The sequence below is a fragment of the Luteitalea sp. TBR-22 genome (genome assembly GCF_016865485.1).
Lineage (GTDB): Bacteria > Acidobacteriota > Vicinamibacteria > Vicinamibacterales > Vicinamibacteraceae > Luteitalea.
In genome coordinates this window covers 4,528,547-4,552,904 of the sequence record NZ_AP024452.1, presented here as the reverse complement: position 1 = coordinate 4,552,904, position 24,358 = coordinate 4,528,547, and the positions used below count along the sequence as shown (strand labels likewise).

At 68.8% G+C, this 24,358-nt stretch carries 23 protein-coding genes; 22 read left to right on the top strand and 1 reads right to left on the bottom strand.

The annotated features are described in order from the left end of the window. Positions 1–2 precede the first annotated feature (2 nt). Positions 3–4,220 (top strand): DNA-directed RNA polymerase subunit beta', encoded by a 4,218-nt coding sequence (gene rpoC / locus TBR22_RS19115; protein WP_239489433.1) that lies wholly within the window; start codon positions 3–5, stop codon positions 4,218–4,220. A 269-nt stretch (positions 4,221–4,489) separates the two neighbouring features. Further along, the gene (locus TBR22_RS19110; protein WP_239489432.1) at positions 4,490–5,947 is read left to right on the top strand and encodes a transporter; all 1,458 of its coding nucleotides are present in this window, start codon (positions 4,490–4,492) and stop codon (positions 5,945–5,947) included. Between the two features lie 62 nt (positions 5,948–6,009). On the opposite strand, the gene TBR22_RS19105 is transcribed toward TBR22_RS19110, so the two are convergent. After that, the gene (locus tag TBR22_RS19105; RefSeq protein WP_239489431.1) at positions 6,010–7,863 is read right to left on the bottom strand and encodes a serine/threonine-protein kinase; all 1,854 of its coding nucleotides are present in this window, start codon (positions 7,861–7,863) and stop codon (positions 6,010–6,012) included. Positions 7,864–8,000: 137 nt separating this feature from the next. On the opposite strand from TBR22_RS19105, the gene TBR22_RS19100 reads away from it, so the two are divergent. The 20 genes from TBR22_RS19100 to rplN all read left to right on the top strand — a co-directional run bounded on the left by TBR22_RS19100 (position 8,001) and on the right by rplN (position 24,356). Then, complete coding sequence (locus TBR22_RS19100; protein ID WP_239489430.1) at positions 8,001–9,533, top strand: pitrilysin family protein; 1,533 nt, start codon at positions 8,001–8,003, stop codon at positions 9,531–9,533. Further along, positions 9,530–11,686, top strand: coding sequence for a pitrilysin family protein (locus TBR22_RS19095; RefSeq protein WP_239489429.1), 2,157 nt, complete (start codon positions 9,530–9,532; stop codon positions 11,684–11,686). Before TBR22_RS19100 ends, TBR22_RS19095 begins: the two co-directional genes overlap by 4 nt. 7 nt (positions 11,687–11,693) lie before the next feature. Next, the gene (locus tag TBR22_RS19090) at positions 11,694–12,716 is read left to right on the top strand and encodes a fatty acid desaturase (RefSeq protein ID WP_239489428.1); all 1,023 of its coding nucleotides are present in this window, start codon (positions 11,694–11,696) and stop codon (positions 12,714–12,716) included. Then, on the top strand, positions 12,716–13,645 hold the full coding sequence (locus TBR22_RS19085) for a bifunctional 2-polyprenyl-6-hydroxyphenol methylase/3-demethylubiquinol 3-O-methyltransferase UbiG (protein ID WP_239489427.1): 930 nt from the start codon (positions 12,716–12,718) through the stop codon (positions 13,643–13,645). The genes TBR22_RS19090 and TBR22_RS19085 overlap by 1 nt, the downstream gene beginning before the upstream one ends. 631 nt (positions 13,646–14,276) lie before the next feature. Further along, positions 14,277–14,651, top strand: a complete 375-nt coding sequence (rpsL, locus tag TBR22_RS19080) for a 30S ribosomal protein S12 (protein ID WP_110173167.1) — start codon at positions 14,277–14,279, stop codon at positions 14,649–14,651. Positions 14,652–14,667: 16 nt separating this feature from the next. Next, positions 14,668–15,141, top strand: coding sequence for a 30S ribosomal protein S7 (gene rpsG / locus TBR22_RS19075; protein WP_239489426.1), 474 nt, complete (start codon positions 14,668–14,670; stop codon positions 15,139–15,141). 74 nt (positions 15,142–15,215) lie between these two features. Further along, entirely contained in the window at positions 15,216–17,327 is a 2,112-nt protein-coding gene (fusA, locus tag TBR22_RS19070; protein WP_239489425.1) for an elongation factor G, read from the top strand. 94 nt (positions 17,328–17,421) lie between these two features. Continuing rightward, positions 17,422–18,609 (top strand): elongation factor Tu, encoded by a 1,188-nt coding sequence (gene tuf / locus TBR22_RS19065; protein ID WP_239489424.1) that lies wholly within the window; start codon positions 17,422–17,424, stop codon positions 18,607–18,609. A 124-nt stretch (positions 18,610–18,733) separates the two neighbouring features. Then, positions 18,734–19,069: a 30S ribosomal protein S10 gene (gene rpsJ, locus TBR22_RS19060; RefSeq protein WP_110173163.1), complete on the top strand. Its 336-nt coding sequence runs from the start codon at positions 18,734–18,736 to the stop codon at positions 19,067–19,069. Between the two features lie 126 nt (positions 19,070–19,195). Continuing rightward, on the top strand, positions 19,196–19,870 hold the full coding sequence (gene rplC / locus TBR22_RS19055) for a 50S ribosomal protein L3 (RefSeq protein WP_239489423.1): 675 nt from the start codon (positions 19,196–19,198) through the stop codon (positions 19,868–19,870). Beyond that, positions 19,871–20,491, top strand: a complete 621-nt coding sequence (gene rplD / locus TBR22_RS19050) for a 50S ribosomal protein L4 (RefSeq protein ID WP_239489422.1) — start codon at positions 19,871–19,873, stop codon at positions 20,489–20,491. A gap of 31 nt (positions 20,492–20,522) precedes the next feature. Further along, positions 20,523–20,813 carry a 50S ribosomal protein L23 gene (locus TBR22_RS19045; protein WP_239489421.1) on the top strand — a complete coding sequence of 97 codons (291 nt, stop codon included), beginning with the start codon at positions 20,523–20,525 and terminating at the stop codon, positions 20,811–20,813. Between the two features lie 15 nt (positions 20,814–20,828). Further along, positions 20,829–21,653 carry a 50S ribosomal protein L2 gene (rplB, locus tag TBR22_RS19040; RefSeq protein ID WP_239489420.1) on the top strand — a complete coding sequence of 275 codons (825 nt, stop codon included), beginning with the start codon at positions 20,829–20,831 and terminating at the stop codon, positions 21,651–21,653. Between the two features lie 9 nt (positions 21,654–21,662). Then, positions 21,663–21,941, top strand: coding sequence for a 30S ribosomal protein S19 (gene rpsS / locus TBR22_RS19035; protein WP_239489419.1), 279 nt, complete (start codon positions 21,663–21,665; stop codon positions 21,939–21,941). 10 nt (positions 21,942–21,951) lie between these two features. Then, entirely contained in the window at positions 21,952–22,368 is a 417-nt protein-coding gene (rplV, locus tag TBR22_RS19030; RefSeq protein ID WP_370651359.1) for a 50S ribosomal protein L22, read from the top strand. A gap of 12 nt (positions 22,369–22,380) precedes the next feature. Then, positions 22,381–23,070 (top strand): 30S ribosomal protein S3, encoded by a 690-nt coding sequence (gene rpsC / locus TBR22_RS19025; RefSeq protein WP_239489418.1) that lies wholly within the window; start codon positions 22,381–22,383, stop codon positions 23,068–23,070. Between the two features lie 12 nt (positions 23,071–23,082). Next, positions 23,083–23,505: a 50S ribosomal protein L16 gene (gene rplP, locus TBR22_RS19020; RefSeq protein WP_239489417.1), complete on the top strand. Its 423-nt coding sequence runs from the start codon at positions 23,083–23,085 to the stop codon at positions 23,503–23,505. Continuing rightward, positions 23,505–23,699 (top strand): 50S ribosomal protein L29, encoded by a 195-nt coding sequence (gene rpmC, locus TBR22_RS19015; protein WP_239489416.1) that lies wholly within the window; start codon positions 23,505–23,507, stop codon positions 23,697–23,699. The genes rplP and rpmC overlap by 1 nt, the downstream gene beginning before the upstream one ends. 24 nt (positions 23,700–23,723) lie before the next feature. Next, entirely contained in the window at positions 23,724–23,978 is a 255-nt protein-coding gene (gene rpsQ, locus TBR22_RS19010; RefSeq protein WP_239489415.1) for a 30S ribosomal protein S17, read from the top strand. 9 nt (positions 23,979–23,987) lie between these two features. Next, entirely contained in the window at positions 23,988–24,356 is a 369-nt protein-coding gene (gene rplN / locus TBR22_RS19005; protein ID WP_110173153.1) for a 50S ribosomal protein L14, read from the top strand. Positions 24,357–24,358: the final 2 nt, after the last annotated feature.

Below are 24,358 nucleotides of genomic sequence, written 5' to 3'. Positions count from 1 at the left end.
CCATGAGACCAGACTTCTCGACCAAGGGCACCCTGACCGCCGACTTCGACTCGATCCGGATCAGCCTGGCCTCGCCAGACAAGATCCGGCAGTGGTCCTACGGTGAGGTCACCAAGCCCGAGACGATCAACTACCGCACGTTCAAGCCGGAACGGGATGGCCTGTTCTGTGCCCGGATCTTCGGACCGGTCACCGACTGGGAATGCCTCTGCGGCAAGTACAAGCGGATGAAGCACCGCGGCGTCATCTGCGACAAGTGCGGCGTCGAGGTGACCCAGGCCCGTGTCCGCCGCGAGCGGATGGGGCACATCGAGCTGGCCACGCCGGTCAGCCACGTGTGGTTCTTCAAGGGGCTGCCCAGCCGCATCGGGCACCTCCTCGACATCTCGCTGCGCGACCTCGAGCGCGTCCTCTACTTCGAGGCGTACGTGGTCATCGAGCCGGGTGACACCGAGCTCAAGCAGAACGAGCTGCTCAACGAGGACCAGTACCGCAAGGCGCGCGAGGAGTACGGCTTCACGGCGTTCACGGCGCAGATGGGCGCCGAGGCGATCAAGAGCCTGCTCCGCAACGTCGACATCGAGACCCTCGCGGTGGAACTGCGCGAGAAGATGAAGACCGAGCAGTCGATCCAGAAGCGCCAGAAGTACGCCAAGCGCCTCAAGGTGGTCGACGCGTTCCGCAAGAGCAGCAACCGCCCGGAGTGGATGATCCTGGACGTGATCCCGGTGATCCCGCCCGAGCTGCGCCCGCTCGTGCCGCTCGACGGTGGCCGCTTCGCGACCTCCGACCTCAACGATCTCTATCGTCGCGTCATCAACCGCAACAACCGGTTGAAGAAGCTGATGGAGCTCAAGGCGCCCGACGTCATCATCCGCAACGAGAAGCGCATGCTTCAGGAAGCGGTCGATGCGCTGTTCGACAACGGGCGTCGCGGCCGCGTGCTGCGCGGGGCCAACAACCGCCCGCTCAAGTCGCTGTCGGACACGCTGAAGGGCAAGCAGGGCCGGTTCCGCCAGAACCTGCTCGGCAAGCGCGTCGACTACTCGGGCCGTTCGGTCATCGTCGTCGGGCCGGAGCTGAAGCTCCACCAGTGCGGCCTGCCGAAGAAGATGGCGCTCGAGCTGTTCAAGCCGTTCATCTACAACAAGCTCGAGGAGCGCGGGCTGGTCGCCACCATCAAGCAGGCCAAGGAGATGGTGGAGGAGCAGCGGTCCGAGGTGTGGGACGTGCTCGAGGAGTGCATCAAGGAGCACCCGGTGCTCCTCAACCGCGCCCCGACGCTGCACCGCCTCGGCATCCAGGCCTTCGAGCCGGTGCTGGTGGAAGGCAAGGCGATCCGCATCCACCCGCTCGTCTGCACGGCGTTCAACGCCGACTTCGACGGCGACCAGATGGCGGTGCACATCCCGCTGTCGCCCGAGGCGCAGATCGAGGCCTCGGTGCTGATGCTCTCGAGCAACAACATCCTGAGCCCGGCCAACGGCGCGCCGATCGCCGTGCCGTCGCAGGACATCGTGCTCGGGTGCTACTACCTGACCAAGTCGAAGACCGGGGCGATCGGCGAGGGCCGGCTGTTTGCCAACCTCGACGACGTGGTGCTGGCGCTGGAGAACGGCGAACTCGAGACGCTCACGCCGATCCGCCTGCGCTACAGCGGCGACCTGATCGACCTGACCGTCGCCCGCGACGACCAGGCCGTGCTGCACACGCCGCTGCACACGGTGGAGCGCCGCATCATCAACACCACCGTCGGCCGCGTGATCTGGAACAGCTCGCTGCCGCCCGAGATGCCGTTCATCAACGGCCTGCTGAAGAAGAAGGGCCTGCAGCAGGCGGTGCAGTACTGCTACCTGCACTTCGGTCTCGAGAAGACCGTGCAGATGCTCGACAGCCTGAAGACGCTCGGCTTCACGTACGCGACGCGGTCGGGCCTGTCGATCGGCATCAACGACCTGATCATCCCGTCGGTGAAGGCCGAGCTGGTCAACCACGCCGAGGCGGAGGTGATCAAGGTCGAGCAGCAGTACCAGGAAGGCGCCATCACCAACGGCGAGCGCTACAACAAGGTGATCGCCCTCTGGTCGGACGCCACCGAGAAGATCGCCGACAAGATGTTCGGCGAGATGGAGGAGCGCGACCGATCGGGCAGCTCCTTCAACCCGGTCTACATCATGGCCGACTCGGGCGCCCGTGGTTCCAAGCAGCAGATCCGCCAGCTGGCGGGCATGCGCGGCCTGATGGCCAAGCCGTCGGGCGAGATCATCGAGACGCCGATCAAGTCGAACTTCCGTGAAGGGCTGACCGTTCTCCAGTACTTCATCTCGACGCACGGCGCGCGCAAGGGCCTGGCCGACACGGCGCTCAAGACCGCCGACTCGGGTTACCTCACCCGCCGGCTGGTCGACGTGGCGCAGGACGTCATCATCCACGAGACCGACTGCGGCACGATGGACGGCATCGAGGCCCGGCCGATCGTCGAGGCCGGCGAGACGATCGAGCCGCTGCGCGACCGGATCATCGGCCGCGTCACGCTCGAGGACGTCATCGACCCGATCACCCGCGAGGTGCTGGTGAAGGCCAGCGAGGAGATCACCGAGGATCTCGCCACGGTGGTCCAGGAAGCGGGCATCGAGATGGTCAAGATCCGCTCCGTGCTCACCTGCGCCAGCCGGCGCGGCGTGTGCGCCAAGTGCTACGGCCGCGACCTCGCGACCGGGCGCATGGTGGAGATGGGCCTGGCCGTCGGCGTGGTGGCCGCGCAGTCGATCGGCGAGCCCGGCACGCAGCTCACGATGCGCACGTTCCACATCGGTGGCACGGCCTCCCGCATCTCCGAGCAGTCGACGCAGGAGTCACGCCACGCCGGTACCGTGCGGTTCGAGAACATCTCGGCCGTCGAGACCGGTGTCGAGGGCGGCATCCGCGACATGGTCGTGATGAACCGCAACGGCAGCCTCGTGGTGCGCGACAACAAGGGACGCGACGTGGAGCACTACCAGGTGATCTACGGCGCCCGCCTGCGCGTCACCGACGGCCAGAAGATCGAGCCCGGCCAGGTGCTCCTCGAATGGGATCCGTTCACGTTCTCCATCCTCACGGAGGAGGCGGGCACGGTGAAGTTCAAGGACATCATCCCCGACGTCACCGTCCACGAGGAGGTGGACGAGGTCACGGGCATGTCGCGCCGGATCATCATCGAGGGCATCGACGAGAAGAAGCAGCCGCTGGTCGAGATCCGCAACCTCGATGGCAAGGTGCTCCGGAAGTACCACATCCCGTCGCACGCCCACCTCATGGTGGAGGACGGCGATGCGGTGACCCCGGGCGCCGTGCTCGCGAAGATCCCCCGCGAGACGACCAAGACCAAGGACATCACGGGCGGTCTGCCGCGCGTGGTGGAACTGTTCGAGGCCCGCAAGCCCCGCGAGGCGGCGGCCGTCATCAGCGAGATCGACGGCATCGTCAAGATCGGCGGCATCGTCAAGGGCCAGCGCAAGGTCATGATCGTCCCCGAGGAAGAGGGCGGCGAGCCGCGGGAGTACAGCCTGCCCCGTGGCGTGCACGTCAACGTCCAGGACGGCGATCGCGTCCGGGCGGGCGAGCAGCTGATGGACGGCCCGAGCAACCCGCACGACATCCTCGCGGTGCTCGGCGAGCGGGAACTGCAGAAGTACCTGGTCAACGAGATCCAGGAGGTCTACCGCCTGCAGGGCGTCAACATCAACGACAAGCACATCGAGGTCATCGTTCGCCAGATGATGCGGTGGGTGAAGATCGAGGATGTCGGCGACACCGAGTTCCTGATCGACGACGTGGTGGACCGCTTCCGGTTCATCGAGGAGAACGAGCGCGTGGTGACGGCAGGCGGCGTCCCGGCCAAGGGCCGGCCGATGCTGCTCGGCATCACCAAGGCCTCGCTCTCGACCGACTCGTTCATCTCGGCGGCCTCCTTCCAGGAGACCACGCGCGTGCTCACCGAGGCGTCCATCTCCGGGCGCGTCGACACGCTGCGCGGCCTGAAGGAGAACGTCACGATGGGCCGCCTGATTCCGGCGGGCACGGGCTTCTACGCCTACGGCAACGTGCACATCCCGTCGGATGCGCCGCCGCCCCCGCCGCCGCCGTCCCCGGAGGATGCGGAACTCGAGCGCGATCTCGACTACCTGTCCGACGCGGACGACCTGCTCGACCGCGAACGGGGCGAAGTGGTCGAGTAACGAGGAGGGCCGGCTCTTCCGAGCCGGCGGCCGGACACGCGACGGGCGGGGCTTCCACACGGGAGTCCCGCCCGTTGTCGTTCGGGGAGTTCAGAGCAGCAGCAGGAACTGGGCGCTGGGAGCCGAATGGCCGCTTCGAGTTCCTGTTCTCCCCAATCCCCCAGCCCCAGCCCCGGGAAGCCACACGGCACCGCGTGGCCGAAAAACGCAGAGCTGCTGTTCGCGTCCGCCCCCGGCCGCGTTGACGACTACACGGGAGGACACCCAGAATGCTCAAGCAGACCACGATGGTCGTGCTCACGGCCGCGTTGTGCCTGCAGGCTGCGCCGGTGGGCGCGCAGGCGCCTGCCGGCGTGGCCGGGCTGTTGCCGAACCTGATCCTCGGCGGCATCAGGCTCGACGCCGGGACGCCGGTGCCGCACGACGCGCACTTCACGCCACTCAACGAGTTGTACGTCGGCACCGACCCGCGGTCGGGCCGCGGCTTCCAGGTCGACGCCGCCGAAGTGGTGCTCAACTTCAACCGCCTGCTGGCCACCCAGTTCGCGACGTTCCCGATCGGCAACTCGAGCGGCGCGTTCTCGTTCACGCTCGACGAAACCACCGGCCTGCCGGCGCGCGCCACGCGCAGCTTCGGGCCGTCGTTCGGCGAACGGTCCCTCACCGTCGGCAAGGGGCGCTTCTCGGCGGGCGCGACCTACCAGCACACGTCGTACGACCAGTTCGAGGGGCAGTCGCTCGACGACGGCTCCATCCAGTTCCTGCTGCCGCACAACGACTGCTGCCCGGCGCAGGTCGGGCTGCAGGCCACCGGCGACGGCAACCTGCTCAACCCCGGCTTCGAGTCCGACATCGTGACGGTGCGGACCTCGATCAAGGCGTCGACCGACATCGCCGCCTTCTTCGCCACCTATGGCGTGACCTCGCGCTGGGACGTCGGCATCGCGGTGCCGGTGATGCGCGTCGACCTCGAGGCGACGGCCGACGCCGAGATCGTGCGCCTCGGCACGGCATTCCAGCCGCTGGTGCACACCTTCCAGACCGGCAGCGACGTGTCGCGGCGCACCTTCACCGACGCCCGCAGCGCCAGCGGCCTCGGCGACATCATCCTGCGCAGCAAGTACAACCTGCGGCAGCGCGGCGCACAGGGCATCGCAGCCACCCTCGACCTGCGGTTGCCGACCGGCGACGCCAGCAACCTGCTCGGCACCGGCGCCGCGCAGGCGCGCCTCGGCGCCGTCGTCTCGACCGGCACTGACCGCTTCGCCCAGCACGTCAACGTCGGCTACACCTTCAGTGGCAGCACCGATGTGGCCAACTACATCGGTGACGACCCGGTGCTCGCCTCGTCGCTGCTGCCGGCCGCCACGCCTCCCGACGAGTTCCACTTCAACGGCGGGCTCGAATACGCCGCATCCGACCGCGTGACGCTGCTCGGCGAGTTCATGGGCCGCACCCTGCTCGACGTCGGGCGCCTCGACGTGGGAGAGCGATCCTTCACGTACACGCCGCAGGGACAACCGATCCTGTCGCCGGCCCTGCAGTCGCCCTCGTTCCGCGAGTTCCAGGCCCGGTCGGGCTCACTCACCCTCGGCCTCGTCGCCCTGGGCACGAAGATCAACGTGGGATCGCGGGGCCTCGTGTCGGCGCACCTCCTCCTGCCGGTGACCGATGGCGGACTGCGCAGCCGCATCACCACGACGATCGGGTTCGATTACACGTTCTGAGGGGGTGGGCTGGAGCGCCGCGCCAGGCCGGGAGGAAGACCGGCCTCGCCGGCGTCCCGGCCTCACCGGACGATGCGCGCGGCGGTGATGCGCCACGTGCCCGACGTCTTGTCGAGCACGAACGACCGGCGCCGCGCTTCGCTGGTCGGCTTGCCGCCGAAGCGTGTCTCGGCGGTGAACTGCTCGCCGCACTCCGCGCTGGCGCGCGGCCCCTGCACGTCGATGCGGCAGCCCGACAGCGTCACGTCGACGCGCGACAGGGCGGCGAACTGCTTCTCGAGCGTGCCGGCGGTGCCGGGTTGCACCTCGTCCACGCCGCGCGCGTCGCGGGCGGCGTAAGCACGCGCCCAGCGTGCCAGCACCGACTGCACCTGGTCCTCGTCGCTCGGCCCGGTGACGACCGGCGGCAGGGCCGCCGTTCCTGCCGCAGCGCCCCCGCTGTCGGCGCCGCGTAACGGCCCCGGGCCCTCCGTCGCGGGCGGCTGTCCCGGCTGGACAGGCGGCAGGGAGGAGAAGTCGGTCGGCGGCGTCACACTGCCGGAGCCTCCGCCCACCTGACGCCCGGAGTCCGGGGGCGTGTCGTCCTTGCGCCGGTCGGGACGGATTGGAGGCGGTTCGCCGCGCGCGTTCCTCTCGGGCGTCCGTTCTCCGGCACGCGGGGCAGGATCATCAATCGCACCCGGCTCCGGCCGTATCGCGACGACGGGAGGCGCGTCCCGACCCGGGCGGGGCGCTTCGGGAATCGGGTCGTTTGGCCGCGTCACCGTCCCGCCCCCGTCCGTGCCCCCCGCACCCGGCCGGTCAGGGGCGGGCGCCCCGCCCCGGCCCACCGTGACCCAGGCGGCCAACGCGCCCGCGGCCACCAGGCTGCCAATCGCCGCCACGCGAGGCCACGTGCGCCGCCTGCCAGTGTCCTGGCTGAGTGCCGTCTCTGTCTCGGTCTCGGCGAGGGCGGCGGTGGATCGCGGCGATCCCGGCGTGTCGGCGAGGACGGTCGGGTCGAGGGCCCGCGACCAGATGACCGGCTGTGGCGTGGCCCCCGTGCCTGGTGCCCCCTGGCCGGCCAGCCCGCCGGCCGCTGCCGGGTCGAGTCGCGACACGACGCCGAGCAGGTCGGTCCGCAGCGCTTCGAGGTGCGGATAGCGGTCCTCCGGTTGGCGCGCCATGGCGCGCTCGACGACGGCGTACAGGGCAGGATCGAGGTCGGGCTGCAGCGTGCGGAGCGGGTCGGGGCCGAGGTGGACGATGCGGTAGGTGAGGGTGGCGAGGTTGTCGCCGGGGAAGGCCTGCCGGTAGGCGAGCAGTTCGTAGAGCACGGCGCCGACGGCGAAGATGTCGCTGCGGTGGTCGAGCGGCTGCCCGGTGATCTGCTCGGGCGACATGTAGTTCAAGGTGCCGACGATGTTGCCGTGCTGGGTCAGCCCCATGGTGGCGAGCGAATCGGCGCCGCGGGCGATGCCGAAGTCGAGCAGCCGCACGGTGCCGGAGCCGTTGGCCACCATGAGGTTGGACGGCTTCACGTCGCGGTGCACGACGCCGGCGCGGTGCGCGAAGGCGAGCCCGGCGCAGAGGTCGGCGGCCATCATGAGGCGGCGTTGCAGGCTCCACGGCGCCCGCCGGCGCAGCCCCTCGGAGAGCGGCTCGCCGTCGATGTATTCCATGGCGATGAAGAGCTGCTGCTCGTGCTCGCCGACGGCGTAGATCTGGACGATGTTGGGGTGCTGTAGCCGCGCCACGATGCGGGCTTCCCGGCGGAAGCGTTCGCGATGGTCGTCGCTGTCGGCGCGGAGCACCTTCAGGGCCACCTGGCGTTGCAGGCCCGGGTCGAGCGCCAGGTACACGAGGCCCATGCCGCCCTGGCCGAGGACGCGCTGGATCTCGTAATGGCTGATGCGAACCGGATGCTGGGCCGTCATGGCAGAGGCGGGGCCTTCGCCCCATACAGGGCGTAACGATGCCACACCCCGGACCGCATGACCGGGCGACCCAACCCGAGCGGCGGTCGTCATAATAGGTCCGGGATCGTCACGGTCCCCTGATGGGAGAGTCACAGATGCAGTCGAGCCTCCGAGGGTGGCGCGGGGTCTGCGCCGCCGTGGCGGTGTCGGTCCTGGCAGCCGCCGGACCGACCCGAGCGCAGGACCTGGCGTCCTTCGAGAAGCGCCTCACGGTGCACACGCTGCCCAACGGCTACACGTTTCTGATCCTCGAGCGTCCAGGGGCGCCGGTGTTCTCGTTCGCCACGCGGGTCGACGTCGGCTCGGCGCAGGAAGTGCCGGGCATCACCGGCCTGGCGCACATGTTCGAGCACATGGCCTTCAAGGGCACGCCGCGCCTCGGCACGACCGACTTCGCGAAGGAAGAGGCGGCCTTGAAGGAACTCGAGGCCGCCTACCAGGCCTACGAGCGCGCCCGCGCCGCCCTCAAGCCGGACCAGGCCGAGATCGACCGCCTGCTGAAAGCCTTCAAGGAGAAGGAAGCGGCGGCGCAGGCCTTCGTCGTGCCCAACGCCTTCGACGACGCGGTGTCGCGCGAGGGCGGCGTGGGGCTCAACGCGAGCACCAGCGCCGAGGCGACGACGTACTACTACTCGCTGCCGACCAACAAGTTCGAGCTGTTCGCCTACCTCGAGTCCGAGCGGTTCCTCCACCCGGTGTTCCGCGAGTTCTACAAGGAGCGCGACGTGGTGATGGAGGAGCGGCGCCAGCGCACCGAGAGCCAGCCGATCGGCCGGCTGATCGAGCGCATGCTCGCGACGGCGTTCCTCGCCCATCCCTACAAGCAGCCGACGGTCGGGTACATGAGCGACCTGCAGCGCTTCACGATGACCGACGCCGAGCGGTTCTTCCGCACCTACTACGTGCCGGCCAACATGGTCACCGCCATCGTCGGCAACGTGAAGGCGGCCGAGATCATCCCGATCCTCGACCGCTACTTCGGACGCCTGCCGAAGGGCGAGAAGCCTGCGCCCCTGCGCACCATCGAGCCGCCGCAGACGGCGGAACTCACCGTGACGCTGCGCGAGAAGTCGCAGCCGTTCTACATCGAGGGCTACCACAAGCCGTCGGCGCTGCATCCCGACGACGCGGTGTACGACGCCATCGCCGAGATCCTCGGGCGCGGCCGCACCTCGCGGCTGTACGTCTCGCTGGTCGAGAAGCAGAAGGTCGCGGTACAGGCGCAGGTCGGCGGCGGGCTGCCCGGCGTCAAGTACCCGCACCTGTTCCTGGCGCTGGCCGTGCCGGCGCGCGGCGTGAGCAACGACAAGGTGGCCGAGGCGCTGCGGGCGGAGTTGACGCGCATGGCGACCGAGGACGTCACCGACGACGAGTTGGCGCGCTTCAAGACACGCGCCAAGGCCGACCTGATCCGCTCGCTCGACAGCAACAGCGGCCTGGCGTCGCAGCTGGTCACCTACCACACGCTCACGGGCGACTGGCGCGACATCTTCCGCTACATCGAGCGCGCCGAGGCCGTGACCAAGGCCGACATCCGCCGGGTGGCGACCGAGGTGTTCAAGGCGTCCAATCGCACCGTCGCACGTCTCGAGAACGAGGCCGCCACGGCCACGGGAGGCACGCGATGAACCGCACCCCTGTCTGCGCGGCGCTCGCCGCATGGGCCCTCGTCGCCGCGGCACCGTTGCCGGCCGGCGCGCAGGTGGCCACCACGATCGACCAGTTGAAGTACCCGGCGTTGCCCGCCTTCGCCCTGCCCAAGCCGACCCGCACGGTGCTGCCCAACGGCCTCGTGGTGCTGGTGATGGAGGACCACGAGCTGCCGCTGGTGAGCGTCTCGGCCCGCTTCCGCACCGGCTCGCTGCTCGAACCGGCCGACAAGGTCGGCGTGGCCAGCCTCACCGGCTCGCAGATGCGTGCCGGCGGCACGGTGGCGCTCGCCCCCGACGCGCTCGATCGCTACCTCGAGGACCGCGCGGCGTCCATCGAGACCGGCATCGGCGACGACGCGGGCACGGCGGGGATGAGCGCGTTGAAGCAGGACTGGGTCGAGGTGCTGCAGGTGTTCTCCGACGTGCTGCGCACGCCGCGCTTCGACCCGGCGCGTCTCGAGGTGGCCCGGCGTGGCATCGAGGCCTCGATCGCGCGGCAGAACGACGACCCGGGCAGCATCGCCAGCCGGGAGTTCCGCGAGCTGATGTACGGGGCCGACACGCCGTTCGCCCGGGAGGTGACGTACGCGTCGGTGCAGGCGATCACCCGCGACGACCTCGTGGCCTGGCACGGCAGGTACCTGCATCCCGAGCAGACGATCATCGCCGTGCACGGCGACGTCACGCAGGCCGATGCGCTCGCCGCGATCACGAAGGTGTTCGGCAGCTGGAATCGCGGGCCGAAGGCGACCATCACCTTCCCCGACCCGCGCCCGCAGTCGGCGCCCGGCGTGTACGAGGCCGTCAAGAGCGACGTGGCGCAGTCGTCGATCCGCATCGGCCACATGGGCACGCTCAAGAGCACGCACCCGGACTACTACCCGGTGCAGGTGCTCAACGAGGTGCTGAGCGGGAGCTTCACGTCGCGCCTCTTCTCGAAGGTGCGTACCGAGAAGGGGCTGGCCTACTCGGTGGGCGGCTCGGTCGGCAGCGGCTACACGCGCGTCGCGCCGTTCTCGATGGCCACGAGCACCAAGACGTCCACGACGGCCGAGACGATCGAGACGCTCGTCGCCGAGGCCAGGCGAATCATCAGCGAGCCGCCGACCGAGGCCGAGATCGCCCGCGCCAGGCAGTCGATCCTCAACTCCTTCATCTTCAACTCGGCGACCTCCGAGCAGGTGCTCGGCCAGCACGTGGTCTACGAGTACTACGGGCTGCCGACCGACTGGCTCGAGCGCTACCGCGCCGGCATCGAGAAGGTCACCGCGGCCGACACGGCGCGCGTGGCGAAGCAGTACATCAAGCCCGAGCAGTTCGCGATCCTCGTCGTCGGGCCGACCGAGGGGCGCGACAAGCCGCTGAGCACGTTCGGCGCCGTCAAGACCCTCGACATCTCGATTCCGGAGCCGCCGTCGTCGGCCGCCCCGGCGCCGACCGGCGCGGCAGCCGCTGGCGCGGAGGAGGCCGGCAAGGCGCTCGTGGGCAAGGCGGTCGAGGCGATGGGCGGCGCGGCCGCGATCGATGGCGTGAAGGCGTACCGCGAGGAGACCACGGTGACGGCCACGACGCCGCAGGGCGAGATCGAGCTGCAGTCGACGGTGCTCGTCGTGCCGCCCGATCGCGTCCGGCAGGAACTGGTCACGCCGATGGGCGCCATGACGATGAAGATCGCGGGCGCGAGCGGCAGCGTCGACGGCGGGCCGCAGGGGTCGATGCCGCTGCCCGAGGCGCAGCGCACGTCGATGCTGAAGCAGATCCAGCGCTCGCCGATCTTCCTGCTGCAGCGGCGCGGGCAGCCCGGCTTCAAGGCCGCCGTCGCCGGCGAGGGCAAGGTCGGCGACACCGCGGTGTCGCTCGTCCGCGTGGAGGTCGAGGGCGACGCCATGACGCTCGGGATCGACCCGAAGACCGGGCAGATCCGGAGCCTGCTCGCGCGCGGCACGGGGCCGACCGGCGCGCCGGCCGACGTCCTGACCGAGTATCACGACTACCGCGCCGACGGCGGCCTCACGGTGCCGCACGCCCGCACGTCGTCGGTGGGCGGTGCGGTGGCGCAGAAGGTGACGGTGAAGACGGTGCAGGTGAACCCTGCGGTGCCGGCCGATGCGTTCGGCGGCGGCAAGTAGGGCCGACGTGCCCGCGCTGCCACCCCCGCCCGGGGTCACCTACGTGCACGGCCTCGTGAAGCCGGCGGGCCTGCGCGTGCCCCGCGCCTGGTACGAACCGGTCGATGCCTTCGGCTGGCGCGGCGTCGCCGCGCTGTTCGGCGTGCTCCTGGCCGGCATCGCGTCGCTGCCGTGGCTGATCGACCGCTGGGGACCGGTGGCGATCGCGCCGGTCGTCCCGGTGATCGGCGCGTACGTCTACAAGCTCACGATCCTGATGCACGAGTGCTGTCACCGCACCCTGTTCAGGCGGAAGCGGCTCAACGACGCGGTGGGACTGGTGGCGAGCGGCTTCCTGATCACGAGCTACGACGCGTTCTGCCGGCTGCACTGGCAGCACCACCGCCACTGCGGCACCGACGAGGACGGGGAAGAGTCCGATTACCTCACGCTGCAGGATGCCTCCCCGGCCAGCCTGGTGGCACACCTGCTGAAGCCGCTGCTGGGCGTGCAGGCGGCGCGCATGGGCCTGGCTGCGCTGCGCGGCATCGTCGCGCGCCCGGCGGCAGCGGCCTCGTCGGCAGGCGGGGACGCGCCGGCGCGTCGACACGTGCCGATCGTGTCGCCGGCCGCGCAGCTGGGCGCGATCGTGGTGGTCCAGCTGCTGATTGCGCTGCTGGCCACGGCGGGCGGGCGGCGACCCTGGCTGGTGCTGGCCTACCCGGCGACGGCGGCGACCTTCGGCCTCTTCTTCAGCCGCATTCGCGCATTCTGCGAGCACGTGCACGTGTTCCGCCACGAGGGCGAGTGCTCGGTGCGGTCGCACCTGCCCAACCCGGTCGACCGGCTGTTCTTCTACACGTTGAACATGAACCTGCACGTCGAGCACCACTTGTTCCCGCAAGTGCCGGCCTGCCACCTCCCGCGCGTCCGCGAGCACCTGACCGAGACGGGTTACCTGCAGCCCGGCATGACGTCGCGGTCGATCCTCGGGACCATTCGCGGGGTGCTCGCCGATGCGCGCGCCCGGCAGCGGCGGGCGGCGGCCTGATGCTGATTCCGACGATCGAGGCCGCCTGCAGCACCTGCGGCAGTCGCGAGGCCGACGAGGTCGGCCGGTCGCGCGACCACGAGTTCGCCACCTGCGACAACGAGTTCGTGTTCGTGCAGTGCCGCGCGTGCGGGCTGACGTACCTGCGCAACCGGCCGGCGCCAGAGACGCTGGGGATCATCTACCCGCCGTCGTACTACCGGTATGCGGCCTTCCTCGGGCCGGTCACGACGCGGCTGCGCGGGCTGGTGCAGGGCAGCCGGGTGCGGATGCTGCGGCGGTGGCTGGCGCCGGGGGCGACGGTGATGGAGGTCGGCTGCGGCGAGGGGCAGTTGCTGCAGGCGATCAAGGCCGACGGCGACCCGAGCTGGCGGGTCGTCGGGGTGGACATCTCGGAGGAGGCGTGCGCGGCGCTCCGGCGCACGGGCCTCGAGATGGTCTGCGCGCAGTTCGAGGCACTCGCCTGGCCGGCAGGGTCGGTGGACCTCATCATCATGAACCAGGTGATCGAGCACCTGGCCGATCCCAGGGCCTGCGTGGCGCGGGCGGCGGCCCTGCTCGCTCCTGGTGGACGCCTGTTGATCGAGACCCCGTCGGTGGGGTCGTGGGACCGCGACTGGGTGGCCCGGGACCGATGGGGCGGGTGGCACTGCCCGAGGCACTGGTCGTTGTACACCCGCGAGTCGCTGGCGGGCCTGCTCGAACAACAGGGACTCGCGGTGGAGCGGGCCGAGTACCTGCTGAGCCCGTTCATCTGGGCCCACACACTGCAGAACGTGGTGCGTGACCGGCCGCGATGGCGCTGGGCGTCGGGGCTGCTCTCCGAGCGTTCGGTGCCGGCGCTGATCGTCTATGGGCTACTGGACACGGTGCAGCGCTGGGTCACGGGCCGGACGTCGAACATGCGGGTCATCGCGCGGAAATCCTGACGGTCTTCGTCATTCGCCCCTCGGCCTTGGATCGGGGGATGCTCCCGAGCAGCCGTAAGCCGTACATCGTCGGCAGTGGGCAGTCGGCAGTCGGCAGTCGGCCGTGATCTCTGAGGCCTGAGCCGCGAAGCCGTGCGCTCCGACGGCCGCAGGCCGACCGACCAGCGACGCCGGCGCAGTCTCTTGTGCTACACTGGCCGTTCGCCGTGCGTACCGAGACGCCCTTCGGGGCTCCGGCCGGCGGTAATGCCGAGGAACTGGCCCGGGGGTTGCACTCCCTCCCCGTGTCGTGATAGCCTCGCAAGGTTTTGTCGGGGTCAGGACACCCTATCTGACTCCGAGTCACGCGAAGTGAGGCCCGGATCCCGGGCGCCGAGCACGAACCGGCGGTGGGGATTGGCGGGCACATCCAAGCGGAACGCCCACGGGTGGTCCGCGAGCGACAACTTCGAATTCGTAGGGTACCCAGTCCCGGGTGCCAGGCCGGCAGTCCGCCGGCTTTCAGGCCCGGGACGCCGTGTCGCCGCTGTCGCGGTGGCACGGAGGCAAGTCCGAACGGGCACGCCTGACGAGGCGTGCCCGGAAGCGTGTCTGTCGTCTCGAGCGACGCGCGCGTGCAGGTGGAGTCACTGTGCCGACCATCAGTCAGCTTGTTCGCAAGGGCCGCGAGGCGGTCATCGACAAGACGAAGAGCCCTGCGCTGCAGGAGAGCCCGCAGAAGCGGGGCGTCTGTGTCCGCGTGTTCACCCAGACGCCCAAGAAGCCGAACTCGGCGCTCCGCAAGGTGGCGCGCGTGCGGCTGACGAACAAGATCGAGGTGACGACCTACATCCCGGGCGTCGGCCACAACCTGCAGGAGCACTCGCTGGTGCTCATTCGCGGTGGCCGCGTGAAGGACCTCCCGGGTGTCCGCTATCACGTCGTGCGGGGCACGCTGGACGCCACGGGCGTCGCGAACCGCCGGCAGGGCCGGTCCAAGTACGGCGCCAAGCGGCCCAAGTCGTAGCAGGAGCTGAAGTCAGATGCCACGCAGACGAGAGATTGCCAAGCGCGAGGTCACGCCCGACCCGCTCTACAACAGCACGCTGGTCACCAAGTTCATCGGCTCGGTGATGAGTGACGGCAAGCGGAGCACCGCGGAGCGGATTCTCTACAAGAGCTTCGAGATGATCCAGGAGAAGACCGGCGAGGAGCCCCTCAAGGTCTTCAAGAAGGCCATCGACAACACGAAGCCGAGCCTCGAGGTGAAGTCGCGGCGCGTCGGCGGCTCCAACTACCAGGTGCCGATCGAGGTGAACGTCAACCGTCGCCTCTCGCTGGCCATCCGCTGGCTCGTCGGGTATGCCCGCTCGCGTGGCGACGGCAAGACGATGGAAGAGAAGCTGGCCAACGAGTTGCTCGATGCCAGCAACATGCGCGGCGGGGCCGTGAAGAAGCGTGAGGACACGCATCGCATGGCCGAGGCGAACAAGGCGTTCGCCCACTACCGCTGGTAGCAGGTGGTGAAATTCTGAAATGTCAGAATTTCAAGATTTCAGAATTGCACTTCTAATTTTCGAGTATTCGAACAATGGCTCGCCAGGTACCTCTCAGTCGTACGCGCAACATCGGCATCATGGCCCACATCGATGCCGGCAAGACGACCACGACCGAGCGCATCCTCTTCTACACCGGCATCACCTACAAGATCGGCGAGGTGCACGAAGGCACCGCGACGATGGACTGGATGGAGCAGGAGCAGGAGCGGGGCATCACGATCACGTCGGCGGCCACGACCTGCTTCTGGCGTGAGCACCGCATCAACATCATCGACACGCCCGGCCACGTCGACTTCACGGCCGAGGTCGAGCGTTCGCTGCGCGTGCTCGACGGCGCCGTCGCGGTGTTCGACTCGGTGGCCGGCGTCGAGTCGCAGACCGAGACGGTGTGGCGGCAGGCCGACAAGTACCACGTGCCGCGCATCTGCTTCATCAACAAGATGGACCGCATCGGCGCCAACTTCGAGCGCACGGTGGAGCAGATCAAGTCGCGCCTGCAGGGCAACCCCTGCGTGCTCGCCTTCCCGATCGGGTCCGAGGACCGCTTCCGCGGCATCGTCGACGTGATCCGGATGAAGGCCGTCGTCTACAAGGACGAGACGATGGGCGCCGACTACGTGCTCGAGGACATCCCGGCCGACCTCCAGGAGCAGGCCGCGATGTACCGCGAGCAGCTGCTCGAGAAGGCCAGCGAGTCCGACGACACGCTGCTCGAGAAGTACCTGGGCGGCGAGGAGCTCACCGAGGCCGAGATTCGGGCGGCGCTGCGCAAGCGCGTCAACGAGTCGGTGCACCAGCGGTCCGAGGCGCCCTTCGTGCCGGTCCTGTGCGGCTCGGCCTTCAAGAACAAGGGCGTGCAGCCGCTGCTCGACGCCGTCGTGGACTTCCTGCCCTCGCCGGTCGACATCCCGTCGATCAAGGGCATCGCGGTCGACAACGCCGAGTCGGTGCTCGAGCGCCCGGCCGACGACAAGGCGCCGTTCTCGGCCCTGGCGTTCAAGATCATGACCGACCCGTTCGTCGGCCAGCTCACGTTCATCCGCGTGTACTCGGGCGTGATGACCTCGGGCTCCTCGGTGCTCAACAGCACCAAGGGCAAGACCGAGCGCATCGGCCGCCTGCTGAAGATGCACGCCAACAAGCGTGAGGAAATCAAGGAAGTCTACGCGGGCGACATCGCCGCCGCGGTGGGCCTGAAGTCGGTCATGACCGGCGACACCATCTGCGACGAGAAGTCCCCGGTCATCCTCGAGTCGATGGACTTCCCCGAGCCGGTGATCTCGCTGGCCATCGAGCCGAAGAGCAAGAGCGACCAGGAGAAGCTGGGTGTCGGTCTCGGCAAGCTGATGGCCGAGGACCCGACGTTCCGGGTCAAGACCGACACGCAGACCGGCCAGACCGTGATCTCGGGCATGGGCGAGCTGCACCTCGAGATCATCGTCGACCGCCTGAAGCGCGAGTTCAACGTCGAGGCCAACACCGGCAAGCCGCAGGTCGCCTACAAGGAAACGCTGACGATGGCGGCCGAGGGCGAGGGCCGGTACGTCCGCCAGACGGGTGGTCGCGGCCAGTACGGCCACGCCAAGATCCGCCTCGTGCCGCGCCAGCCGGGCGAAGGCTACCTGTTCGAGAACAAGATCGTCGGCGGCGTGATCCCGAAGGAATTCATCAAGCCGATCGACGAGGGCATCAAGGAAGCCCTGACGACGGGCGTCCTTGCCGGCTTCCCGATCGACGACGTCGGCATCGAGCTGTACGACGGCTCGTACCACGACGTGGACTCGAACGAAATGGCGTTCAAGATCGCCGGCTCGATGGCGTTCAAGGACGCGGCCAAGAAGGCGCGGCCGGTGCTGCTCGAACCCGTGATGCGCGTCGAGGTGGTGGTGCCCAAGGAGTTCATGGGCGACATCATGGGCGACATCTCGAGCCGCCGCGGCCACATCCAGTCGCAGGAAGACCTCGGCGGGACGCAGATCGTGAGCTCGCGCGTGCCGCTGTCGGAGATGTTCGGCTACGCGACCGACCTGCGGTCGCGCACCCAGGGCCGCGCCACGTACTCGATGCACTTCGACCGGTACGAGCAGGCGCCCAACCACGTCGCCGAGGAAGTCATCGCCCGCATGCAGGGCACCAAGCAGTAGGGACGGGTTCGGGAACGTGGCCCTGCTGCGGCAGGGCCGGCTCCCGGGTCCGGCCGGACTTGAAGCAGCAGCGTAGAACCGGAGATCAGGCGCAATGGCCAAAGAGAAGTTCGATCGTTCGAAGCCGCACGTCAACATCGGGACGATCGGCCACATCGACCACGGCAAGACGACGACGACGGCAGCGATCACCAAGGTGCTGAGCAAGCACAACCCGAAGGTGGCGTTCCGGTCGTTCGACTCGATCGACAACGCGCCGGAAGAGCGGGAGCGCGGCATCACGATCGCGACGGCGCACGTGGAGTACGAGACGGCCAACCGGCACTACGCGCACGTCGACTGCCCGGGGCACGCCGACTACGTGAAGAACATGATCACGGGCGCCGCGCAGATGGACGGCGGCATCCTGGTCGTGGCGGCCACCGACGGCCCGATGCCGCAGACGCGCGAGCACATCCTGCTGGCGCGGCAGGTGGGCGTGCCGTACCTGGTGGTGTTCCTGAACAAGGTGGACGCGGTCGACGATCCGGAGCTGCTGGACCTGGTGGAGCTCGAGGTGCGCGAGCTGCTCTCGAGCTACGGGTTCCCCGGTGACGAGATCCCGATCGTGCGCGGCTCGGCGCTCAAGGCGCTCGAGGGCGACCCGGAGTGGGAGAAGACGATCGACAACCTCATGGAGGCGGTCGACAACTACGTCCCGCTGCCGGAGCGCCAGATCGACAAGCCGTTCCTGATGCCGGTCGAGGACGTGTTCTCGATCTCGGGCCGAGGCACGGTGGTGACCGGGCGTGTCGAGCGTGGCAAGGTGAAGGTCGGCGAGGAAATCGAGATTGTCGGCTTCGGCCCGACGCGCAAGACGGTGGTGACCGGCGTCGAGATGTTCAAGAAGCTGCTCGACGAGGGCCAGGCGGGCGACAACATCGGGGCGCTGCTGCGCGGCATCGACAAGGAAGCCGTGGAGCGTGGGCAGGTGCTGGCCAAGCCGGGGTCGATCACGCCGCACACCAAGTTCAAGGGCGAGGTCTACGTCCTCACGAAGGAAGAGGGCGGCCGGCACACGCCGTTCTTCAACGGCTATCGTCCGCAGTTCTACATCCGGACGACGGACGTGACGGGCGTGGCCAAGCTGCCCGAGGGCGTCGAGATGGTGATGCCGGGCGACAACGTGACGATGGAGATCGAGCTCATCGGGCCGGTGGCGCTGGAGAAGGGCCTGCGGTTCGCCATCCGCGAGGGTGGCCGCACGGTGGGCGCGGGCACGATCACCGAGATTTTGCAGTAACAGGACGGCTCGAGGCGCACGGCTCACGGCTCGGAAGGCATTCCGGGTCGGCCTGCGCCGGCAGTGCCAGGACGCTCCCTGAGCCCTGAGCCCTGAGCCCGAAGCCATCACGAAAGATACGCACATGTCTGGATTTGGCGAAAAGATCCGCATCCGCCTCAAGGCGTACGACGCCCGGGTGCTCGATCAGTCCACCACGGAGATCGTGGACACGGCGCGTCGCACGGGGGCCCGGCTGGCGGGTCCGGTGCCGCTGCCCACCGAGAAGAACAAGTGGACGGTGCTGCGTTCGCCGCACGTGGACAAGAAGTCGCGCGAGCAGTTCGAGATCCGGACGCACAAGCGCCTGGTGGACATCTTCGAGCCGACGCCGCAGACGGTGGACGCGCTGATGAAGCTGGACCTCCCGGCGGGCGTGGACGTCGAGATCAAGGCGTTCGGCAAGGAACACGGCAAGTAGCCGTCGCTCCGGACCGGCGAGATTGGTAGGGCCGGCTCCTGGGAGCCCGGCCCACAACGATGGGGTTGGCGTACCGCGGCGCAGGCACGGCCGCGGTGGACGGACCCCGAAGGTGAGAACGCAACGATGGTGACGGGAATCATCGGCAAGAAGATCGGGATGACGCAGGTGTTCGGCGCTGACGGCGTCGTGACTCCGGTCACCGTGATCAAGGCCGGCCCCTGCGTGGTGGTCCAGACCAAGACGGCCCAGACCGACGGCTACGCCGCGGCGCAGATCGGCCTGGTCGAGGACAAGCCGGCCAAGGTGAGCCGCGGCCTGCAGGGGCACTACGCGAAGGCCAACGTTCCCCCGACGCGCGTGCGGCGCGAGGTGGGCATCTCGGGTGACGGCGTGACCGCCGGCAGCGAGGTCCTCGCCAGCGCGCTGTTCGCCGACGGCGAGGTGGTGGACGTGATCGGCACCTCGCGCGGCCACGGCTTCCAGGGCGTGGTCAAGCGCCACGGCTTCGGCGGCGGCGCGGCGACGCACGGCTCGATGTTCCACCGCGCCCCCGGCTCGATCGGTGCCTCGTCGTACCCGTCGCGCGTGGTCAAGGGGATGCGCGCGGCCGGGCACATGGGCTACGACCGCGTGACGGTGCACAACCTGAAGATCGTGCGGGTGGACGGCGACAACCACCTCCTGCTGATCAAGGGCGCCGTGCCCGGACCGCGCAACGGCATCGTCCTGATCCGGAAGGCCCGCAAGGCCAAGCCGGTGCGCGTGCCGCAGGTCGAGACGAAGAAGGGGAAGAAGTAAATGCAGCTCGACGTCGTCAACACCAGCAACCAGAAGGTCGGCGCGCTCGACCTGCGTGACGAGGTGTTCGGCAACCGCGTGCGCACGGACCTGATCTGGGAAGCCGTCAGGCACGAGCAGGCCGAGGAGCGCCGTGGCACGCATGCGACCAAGACGCGCGGCGAGGTGGCCGGCTCGGGTCGGAAGCTGTGGAAGCAGAAGGGCACCGGACGCGCTCGCGTGAGCGACGTGCGCAACCCGATCTGGCGCAAGGGCGGCACGACGCTCGGCCCGCAGCCCCGCGACTACGGCTACGCCTTCCCCAAGAAGATGGCCAGGGGCGCGCTGCGCGATGCCCTGGCGGCCAAGCTGCGCGACGGCCAGGTGGTCGTGGTGGACGCGCTGGCGGTGAGCGAGCCGAAGACGCGCGAGGCGGCGCGGCTGCTCAAGGGGCTGGGCCACACCCGCAAGACGCTCGTGATCGACGTGGCGCCGGCCGACGCGCTGGTGCTGTCGACGCGCAACCTGGCGGGCGTGAAGCTCGTGCAGGCCAACCGGGTGACCGCGCGCGACGTGATGGACTGCGCGAAGGTCATCGCCAGCCAGGCTGCGCTGACGCGCCTGCAGGAGGCGCTGGCCTGAGGCGCGAGCCCCGGGTCATCGACGAGGAACCATGAAACTCACCGACGTCATCCGCCGGCCGCTCGTGACCGAGAAGAGCACGCTCCAGCGCGAGCTGGGCAACGTGCTCGCCTTCGAGGTGCACGTGGACGCCACCAAGGTGGAGATCAAGAACGCCGTCGAGCAGCTGTTCGGCGCCAAGGTGGCCGACGTGCGCACCGCGGCGGTGCGGGGCAAGCTGAAGCGGCAGGGCCGGTTCGTGGGTCGCCGCAGCGACTGGAAGAAGGCCTACGTTCGCCTGCAGGCCGACCAGAAGGTGCCCGAGATCCTGGAGATCGCGTAAGCGAGGACGACTCCCATGCCAGTTCGCACGTACAAGCCGACGTCGGCGGGGCGCCGTTTCCAGACGGTGCAGACCTTCGACGAGATCACGTCCACCGAGCCGTACAAGCCGCTCACCGAGCCGCTGAAGAAGTCGGGCGGGCGCAACAACCAGGGTGAGCTCACGTCGTGGTGGCGTGGCGGTGGGCACAAGCGCACCTATCGCATCATCGACTTCCGCCGCGACAAGCGGGACATCCCGGCGAAGGTGTCGACCATCGAGTACGACCCGAACCGGTCGGCGCGCATCGCGCTGGTGACCTACGCCGACGGCGAGAAGCGCTACATCCTGCATCCGGTCGGGTTGAAGGTGGGCGATTCGATCGTGGCGGGCGCCACGGCCGACATCCTGCCGGGCAACGCGCTGCCGCTGAAGAACATCCCGCTGGGCACGGTGGTGCACAACGTGGAGCTCCGCCCCGGCAAGGGCGGCCAGATGGCGCGCAGCGCCGGGGCCGCGGTGCAGGTGGTGGCCAAGGAAGGCGAGTACGCGACGCTCCGGATGCCGTCGAGCGAAGTGCGCCTCGTCAACATGGAGTGCTACGCGACGGTGGGCCAGGTGGGCAACGTCGATCACGAGAACGTGTCGATCGGCAAGGCGGGCCGGAGCCGGTGGCTGGGCAAGCGCCCGCACGTGCGCGGCGTGGCCATGAACCCGGTGGACCACCCGCTCGGCGGCGGCGAGGGCAAGACCTCGGGCGGCCGTCACCCGGTGACGCCGTGGGGCGTGCCGACCAAGGGCTACAAGACGCGCAACCGCAAGGCGACCGACGCGTTCATCGTCACGCGCAGGCAGAAGTAGGCCGGAACCATGAGCAGATCGCTGAAGAAGGGCCCGTTCATCGACACGCCGCTCCTCGAGAAGATCGAGGCGATGAACGCTGCCAACGAGAAGAAGGTCGTCAAGACCTGGTCGCGGCGCTCGACGGTGATTCCCGAGATGATCGGGCACACCCTCGCGGTGCACAACGGCAAGAAGTTCGTGCCGGTGTACGTCACCGAGAACATGGTCGGCCACAAGCTGGGCGAGTTCGCGGCGACGCGCTCGTTCAAGGGGCATCCCCTCAAGGCCGAGAAGGCCGGGAAGTAGGGAGACCACCATGGTGCAAGCGACAGCGACCTCCAAGAGCGTCCGCACCTCGGCCCAGAAGGCCGGGCTGGTGCTGGACCTGATCCGTGGCAAGGACGTGACCGGCGCGCTGGCGACGCTCAAGTTCTCCACCAAGGGCGTGGCCAAGACCATCCACACCCTGCTCAAGTCGGCCATCGCCAACGCGCAGCAGGCCGAGGGGTTCGGCGGCGACGTCGAGCGGCTCTACGTGTCGGCGGCCTACGCCGACCAGGGCACCTCGTTCAAGCGCGTGCGCCCGGCCCCGATGGGCCGCGCCTTCCGCGTCGTGAAGCGCACGGCGCACCTCACGGTGCAGGTGGCGGAGCGGCCGGTGCGCCGCCGGGCCCCGCAGGCCCCCACCAAGCCGCGCGCGCGCAAGACCGCGGGCGCCAGTACTCAGGAATAGGACGAGAGACGCATGGGCCAGAAGGTTCATCCCTACGGGTTCCGGCTCGGGTTCAACAAGACCTGGCGCTCGCGCTGGTTTGCCGACAAGGACTACGCGAAGCTGCTCCACGAGGATCTCCGTCTGCGCGACGACCTGAAGAAGCGGTTCGCGCACGCGGGTGTGTCCAAGGTGGAGATCGAGCGGGCGGCCAACAAGCTGAAGATCGACATCCACACCAGCCGGCCGGGCATCATCATCGGTCGCAAGGGTGCGGAGGTGGACAAGCTCAAGGCGCAGGTGCAGAAGCGCACCAACCGCGAGGTGTTCATCAACATCCAGGAGATCCAGAAGCCGGAGCTCGACGCGCAGCTGATCGCCGAATCGGTGGCCATGCAGCTCGAGAAGCGCATCGCCTTCCGTCGCGCGATGCGCAAGGCGGTGGAGTCGGCCCTGCGGTTCGGAGCGCGCGGCATCAAGGTGCGCGTGTCGGGCCGGCTCAACGGCGCCGAGATCGCACGGTCGGAGTGGTACCTGCACGGCCAGCTGCCGCTGCAGACGCTGCGTGCCGACATCGACTACGGCTTTGCCGAGGCGCGCACGACGTACGGCGCGATCGGCGTGAAGGTGTGGCTGTTCCAGGGGGAGCGCCTCGTGCCGAAGTTCGGCCGCGAGGAGGAACAGTACCGGTCGCCGCGGCGTGCCGCGGGTGGTCGGGGATAGGAACGAATCGCCATGTTGATGCCCAAGAAGGTCAAGTACCGCAAGCAGCAGCGCGGGCGCATGACAGGCAAGGCCTGGCGCGGGTCCGACGTCAGCTTCGGTGACTACGGGCTGAAGGCGCTCGAGCCGTGCTGGCTGACCGCGCGACAGATCGAGGCGGCGCGTATCGCGATGACCCGCTTCATCAAGCGCGGCGGGAAGATCTGGATCCGGGTGTTCCCGGACAAGCCGATCACCAAGAAGCCGCAGGAAACCCGCATGGGTAAGGGCAAGGGCGCGCCGGAAGCCTGGGTGTGCGTGATCAAGCCGGGTCGCATCCTGTTCGAGATGGAAGGGGTGGACGAGGCGACGGCCAAGCGCGCGATGGAGCTGGCGGCGGCCAAGCTGCCGATCCACACCAAGTTCGCGACGCGGTTCGCGCAGGAGCAGGCGTGATGGCGAAGGTGGCGGAGTTCAAGGACCTCGGCGTCGAGCAGCTGCAGCAGCGCGCCTCGGAGCTGGACAAGGAACTGTTCACCCTGCGGATCCGCAAGGCGATGGGGCAGCTCGATCGTCCGCTCCAGATCCGGGCGCTGCGCCGGGACCTGGCGCGGGTGAAGACGGTGCTGCGGCAGAAGGCCGGCCGCTAGGCCGTCGGGATCAGGAAGCGAGCTATGGCAGCCAAGGCAGAAATCGTCGGTCGCGTCGTGAGCGACAAGATGGACAAGGGAGTCGTCGTCGCCGTGACGCGTCAGGTGCGCCACGACGTGTACGGCAAGGGCCAGCGCAAGACGTCGCGGTTCATGGCGCACGACGAGGCCAACACCGCGAAGGTCGGCGACACGGTCGCGATCGTCGAGAGCCGTCCGCTGAGCCGCCGCAAGCGGTTCGTGGTCACGCGCATCGTCGAGCAGGCGAAGGTCATCTAGGAGAACGCCATGATTCAGATGCGATCGATCCTGGACGTGGCCGACAACTCCGGCGCGCGGAAGATCTCCGTGATCAACCCGATCGGCGGGTCGACGGGGCGCTATGCGCGGCTCGGGGACATCGTGACGGCGTCGGTGAAGGAAGCGGCGCCGGACGGCAACGTGAAGAAGGGCCAGGTGGTGAAGGCGGTCATCGTGCGGACGCGCAAGGAACAGCGCCGCAAGGACGGCAGCTACATCCGCTTCGACCGCAACGCCGCGGTCCTGGTCAAGGACGACGGCGAGCCGATCGGGACCCGCGTGTTCGGGCCGGTGGCGCGTGAGCTCCGCGAGCGGAAGTTCATGAAGATCATCTCGCTCGCGCCCGAGGTGCTGTAGGC

Bases quoted from the DNA above. Each gene is read 5' to 3' on its own strand.
- rpoC (WP_239489433.1), top strand. From the start codon at position 3: ATGAGACCAGACTTCTCGACCAAGGGCACCCTGACCGCCGACTTCGAC.
- TBR22_RS19045 (WP_239489421.1), top strand. From the start codon at position 20,523: ATGAAACTCACCGACGTCATCCGCCGGCCGCTCGTGACCGAGAAGAGC.
- TBR22_RS19100 (WP_239489430.1), top strand. From the start codon at position 8,001: ATGCAGTCGAGCCTCCGAGGGTGGCGCGGGGTCTGCGCCGCCGTGGCG.
- fusA (WP_239489425.1), top strand. From the start codon at position 15,216: ATGGCTCGCCAGGTACCTCTCAGTCGTACGCGCAACATCGGCATCATG.
- TBR22_RS19105 (WP_239489431.1), bottom strand. From the start codon at position 7,863: ATGACGGCCCAGCATCCGGTTCGCATCAGCCATTACGAGATCCAGCGC.
- rplD (WP_239489422.1), top strand. From the start codon at position 19,871: ATGCAGCTCGACGTCGTCAACACCAGCAACCAGAAGGTCGGCGCGCTC.
- rpsC (WP_239489418.1), top strand. From the start codon at position 22,381: ATGGGCCAGAAGGTTCATCCCTACGGGTTCCGGCTCGGGTTCAACAAG.
- TBR22_RS19110 (WP_239489432.1), top strand. From the start codon at position 4,490: ATGCTCAAGCAGACCACGATGGTCGTGCTCACGGCCGCGTTGTGCCTG.
- rplB (WP_239489420.1), top strand. From the start codon at position 20,829: ATGCCAGTTCGCACGTACAAGCCGACGTCGGCGGGGCGCCGTTTCCAG.
- tuf (WP_239489424.1), top strand. From the start codon at position 17,422: ATGGCCAAAGAGAAGTTCGATCGTTCGAAGCCGCACGTCAACATCGGG.
- rpmC (WP_239489416.1), top strand. From the start codon at position 23,505: ATGGCGAAGGTGGCGGAGTTCAAGGACCTCGGCGTCGAGCAGCTGCAG.
- rpsG (WP_239489426.1), top strand. From the start codon at position 14,668: ATGCCACGCAGACGAGAGATTGCCAAGCGCGAGGTCACGCCCGACCCG.
- rplC (WP_239489423.1), top strand. From the start codon at position 19,196: ATGGTGACGGGAATCATCGGCAAGAAGATCGGGATGACGCAGGTGTTC.
- rpsQ (WP_239489415.1), top strand. From the start codon at position 23,724: ATGGCAGCCAAGGCAGAAATCGTCGGTCGCGTCGTGAGCGACAAGATG.
- rpsS (WP_239489419.1), top strand. From the start codon at position 21,663: ATGAGCAGATCGCTGAAGAAGGGCCCGTTCATCGACACGCCGCTCCTC.
- rplV (WP_370651359.1), top strand. From the start codon at position 21,952: ATGGTGCAAGCGACAGCGACCTCCAAGAGCGTCCGCACCTCGGCCCAG.
- rplN (WP_110173153.1), top strand. From the start codon at position 23,988: ATGATTCAGATGCGATCGATCCTGGACGTGGCCGACAACTCCGGCGCG.
- rpsJ (WP_110173163.1), top strand. From the start codon at position 18,734: ATGTCTGGATTTGGCGAAAAGATCCGCATCCGCCTCAAGGCGTACGAC.
- TBR22_RS19095 (WP_239489429.1), top strand. From the start codon at position 9,530: ATGAACCGCACCCCTGTCTGCGCGGCGCTCGCCGCATGGGCCCTCGTC.
- rplP (WP_239489417.1), top strand. From the start codon at position 23,083: ATGTTGATGCCCAAGAAGGTCAAGTACCGCAAGCAGCAGCGCGGGCGC.
- TBR22_RS19085 (WP_239489427.1), top strand. From the start codon at position 12,716: ATGCTGATTCCGACGATCGAGGCCGCCTGCAGCACCTGCGGCAGTCGC.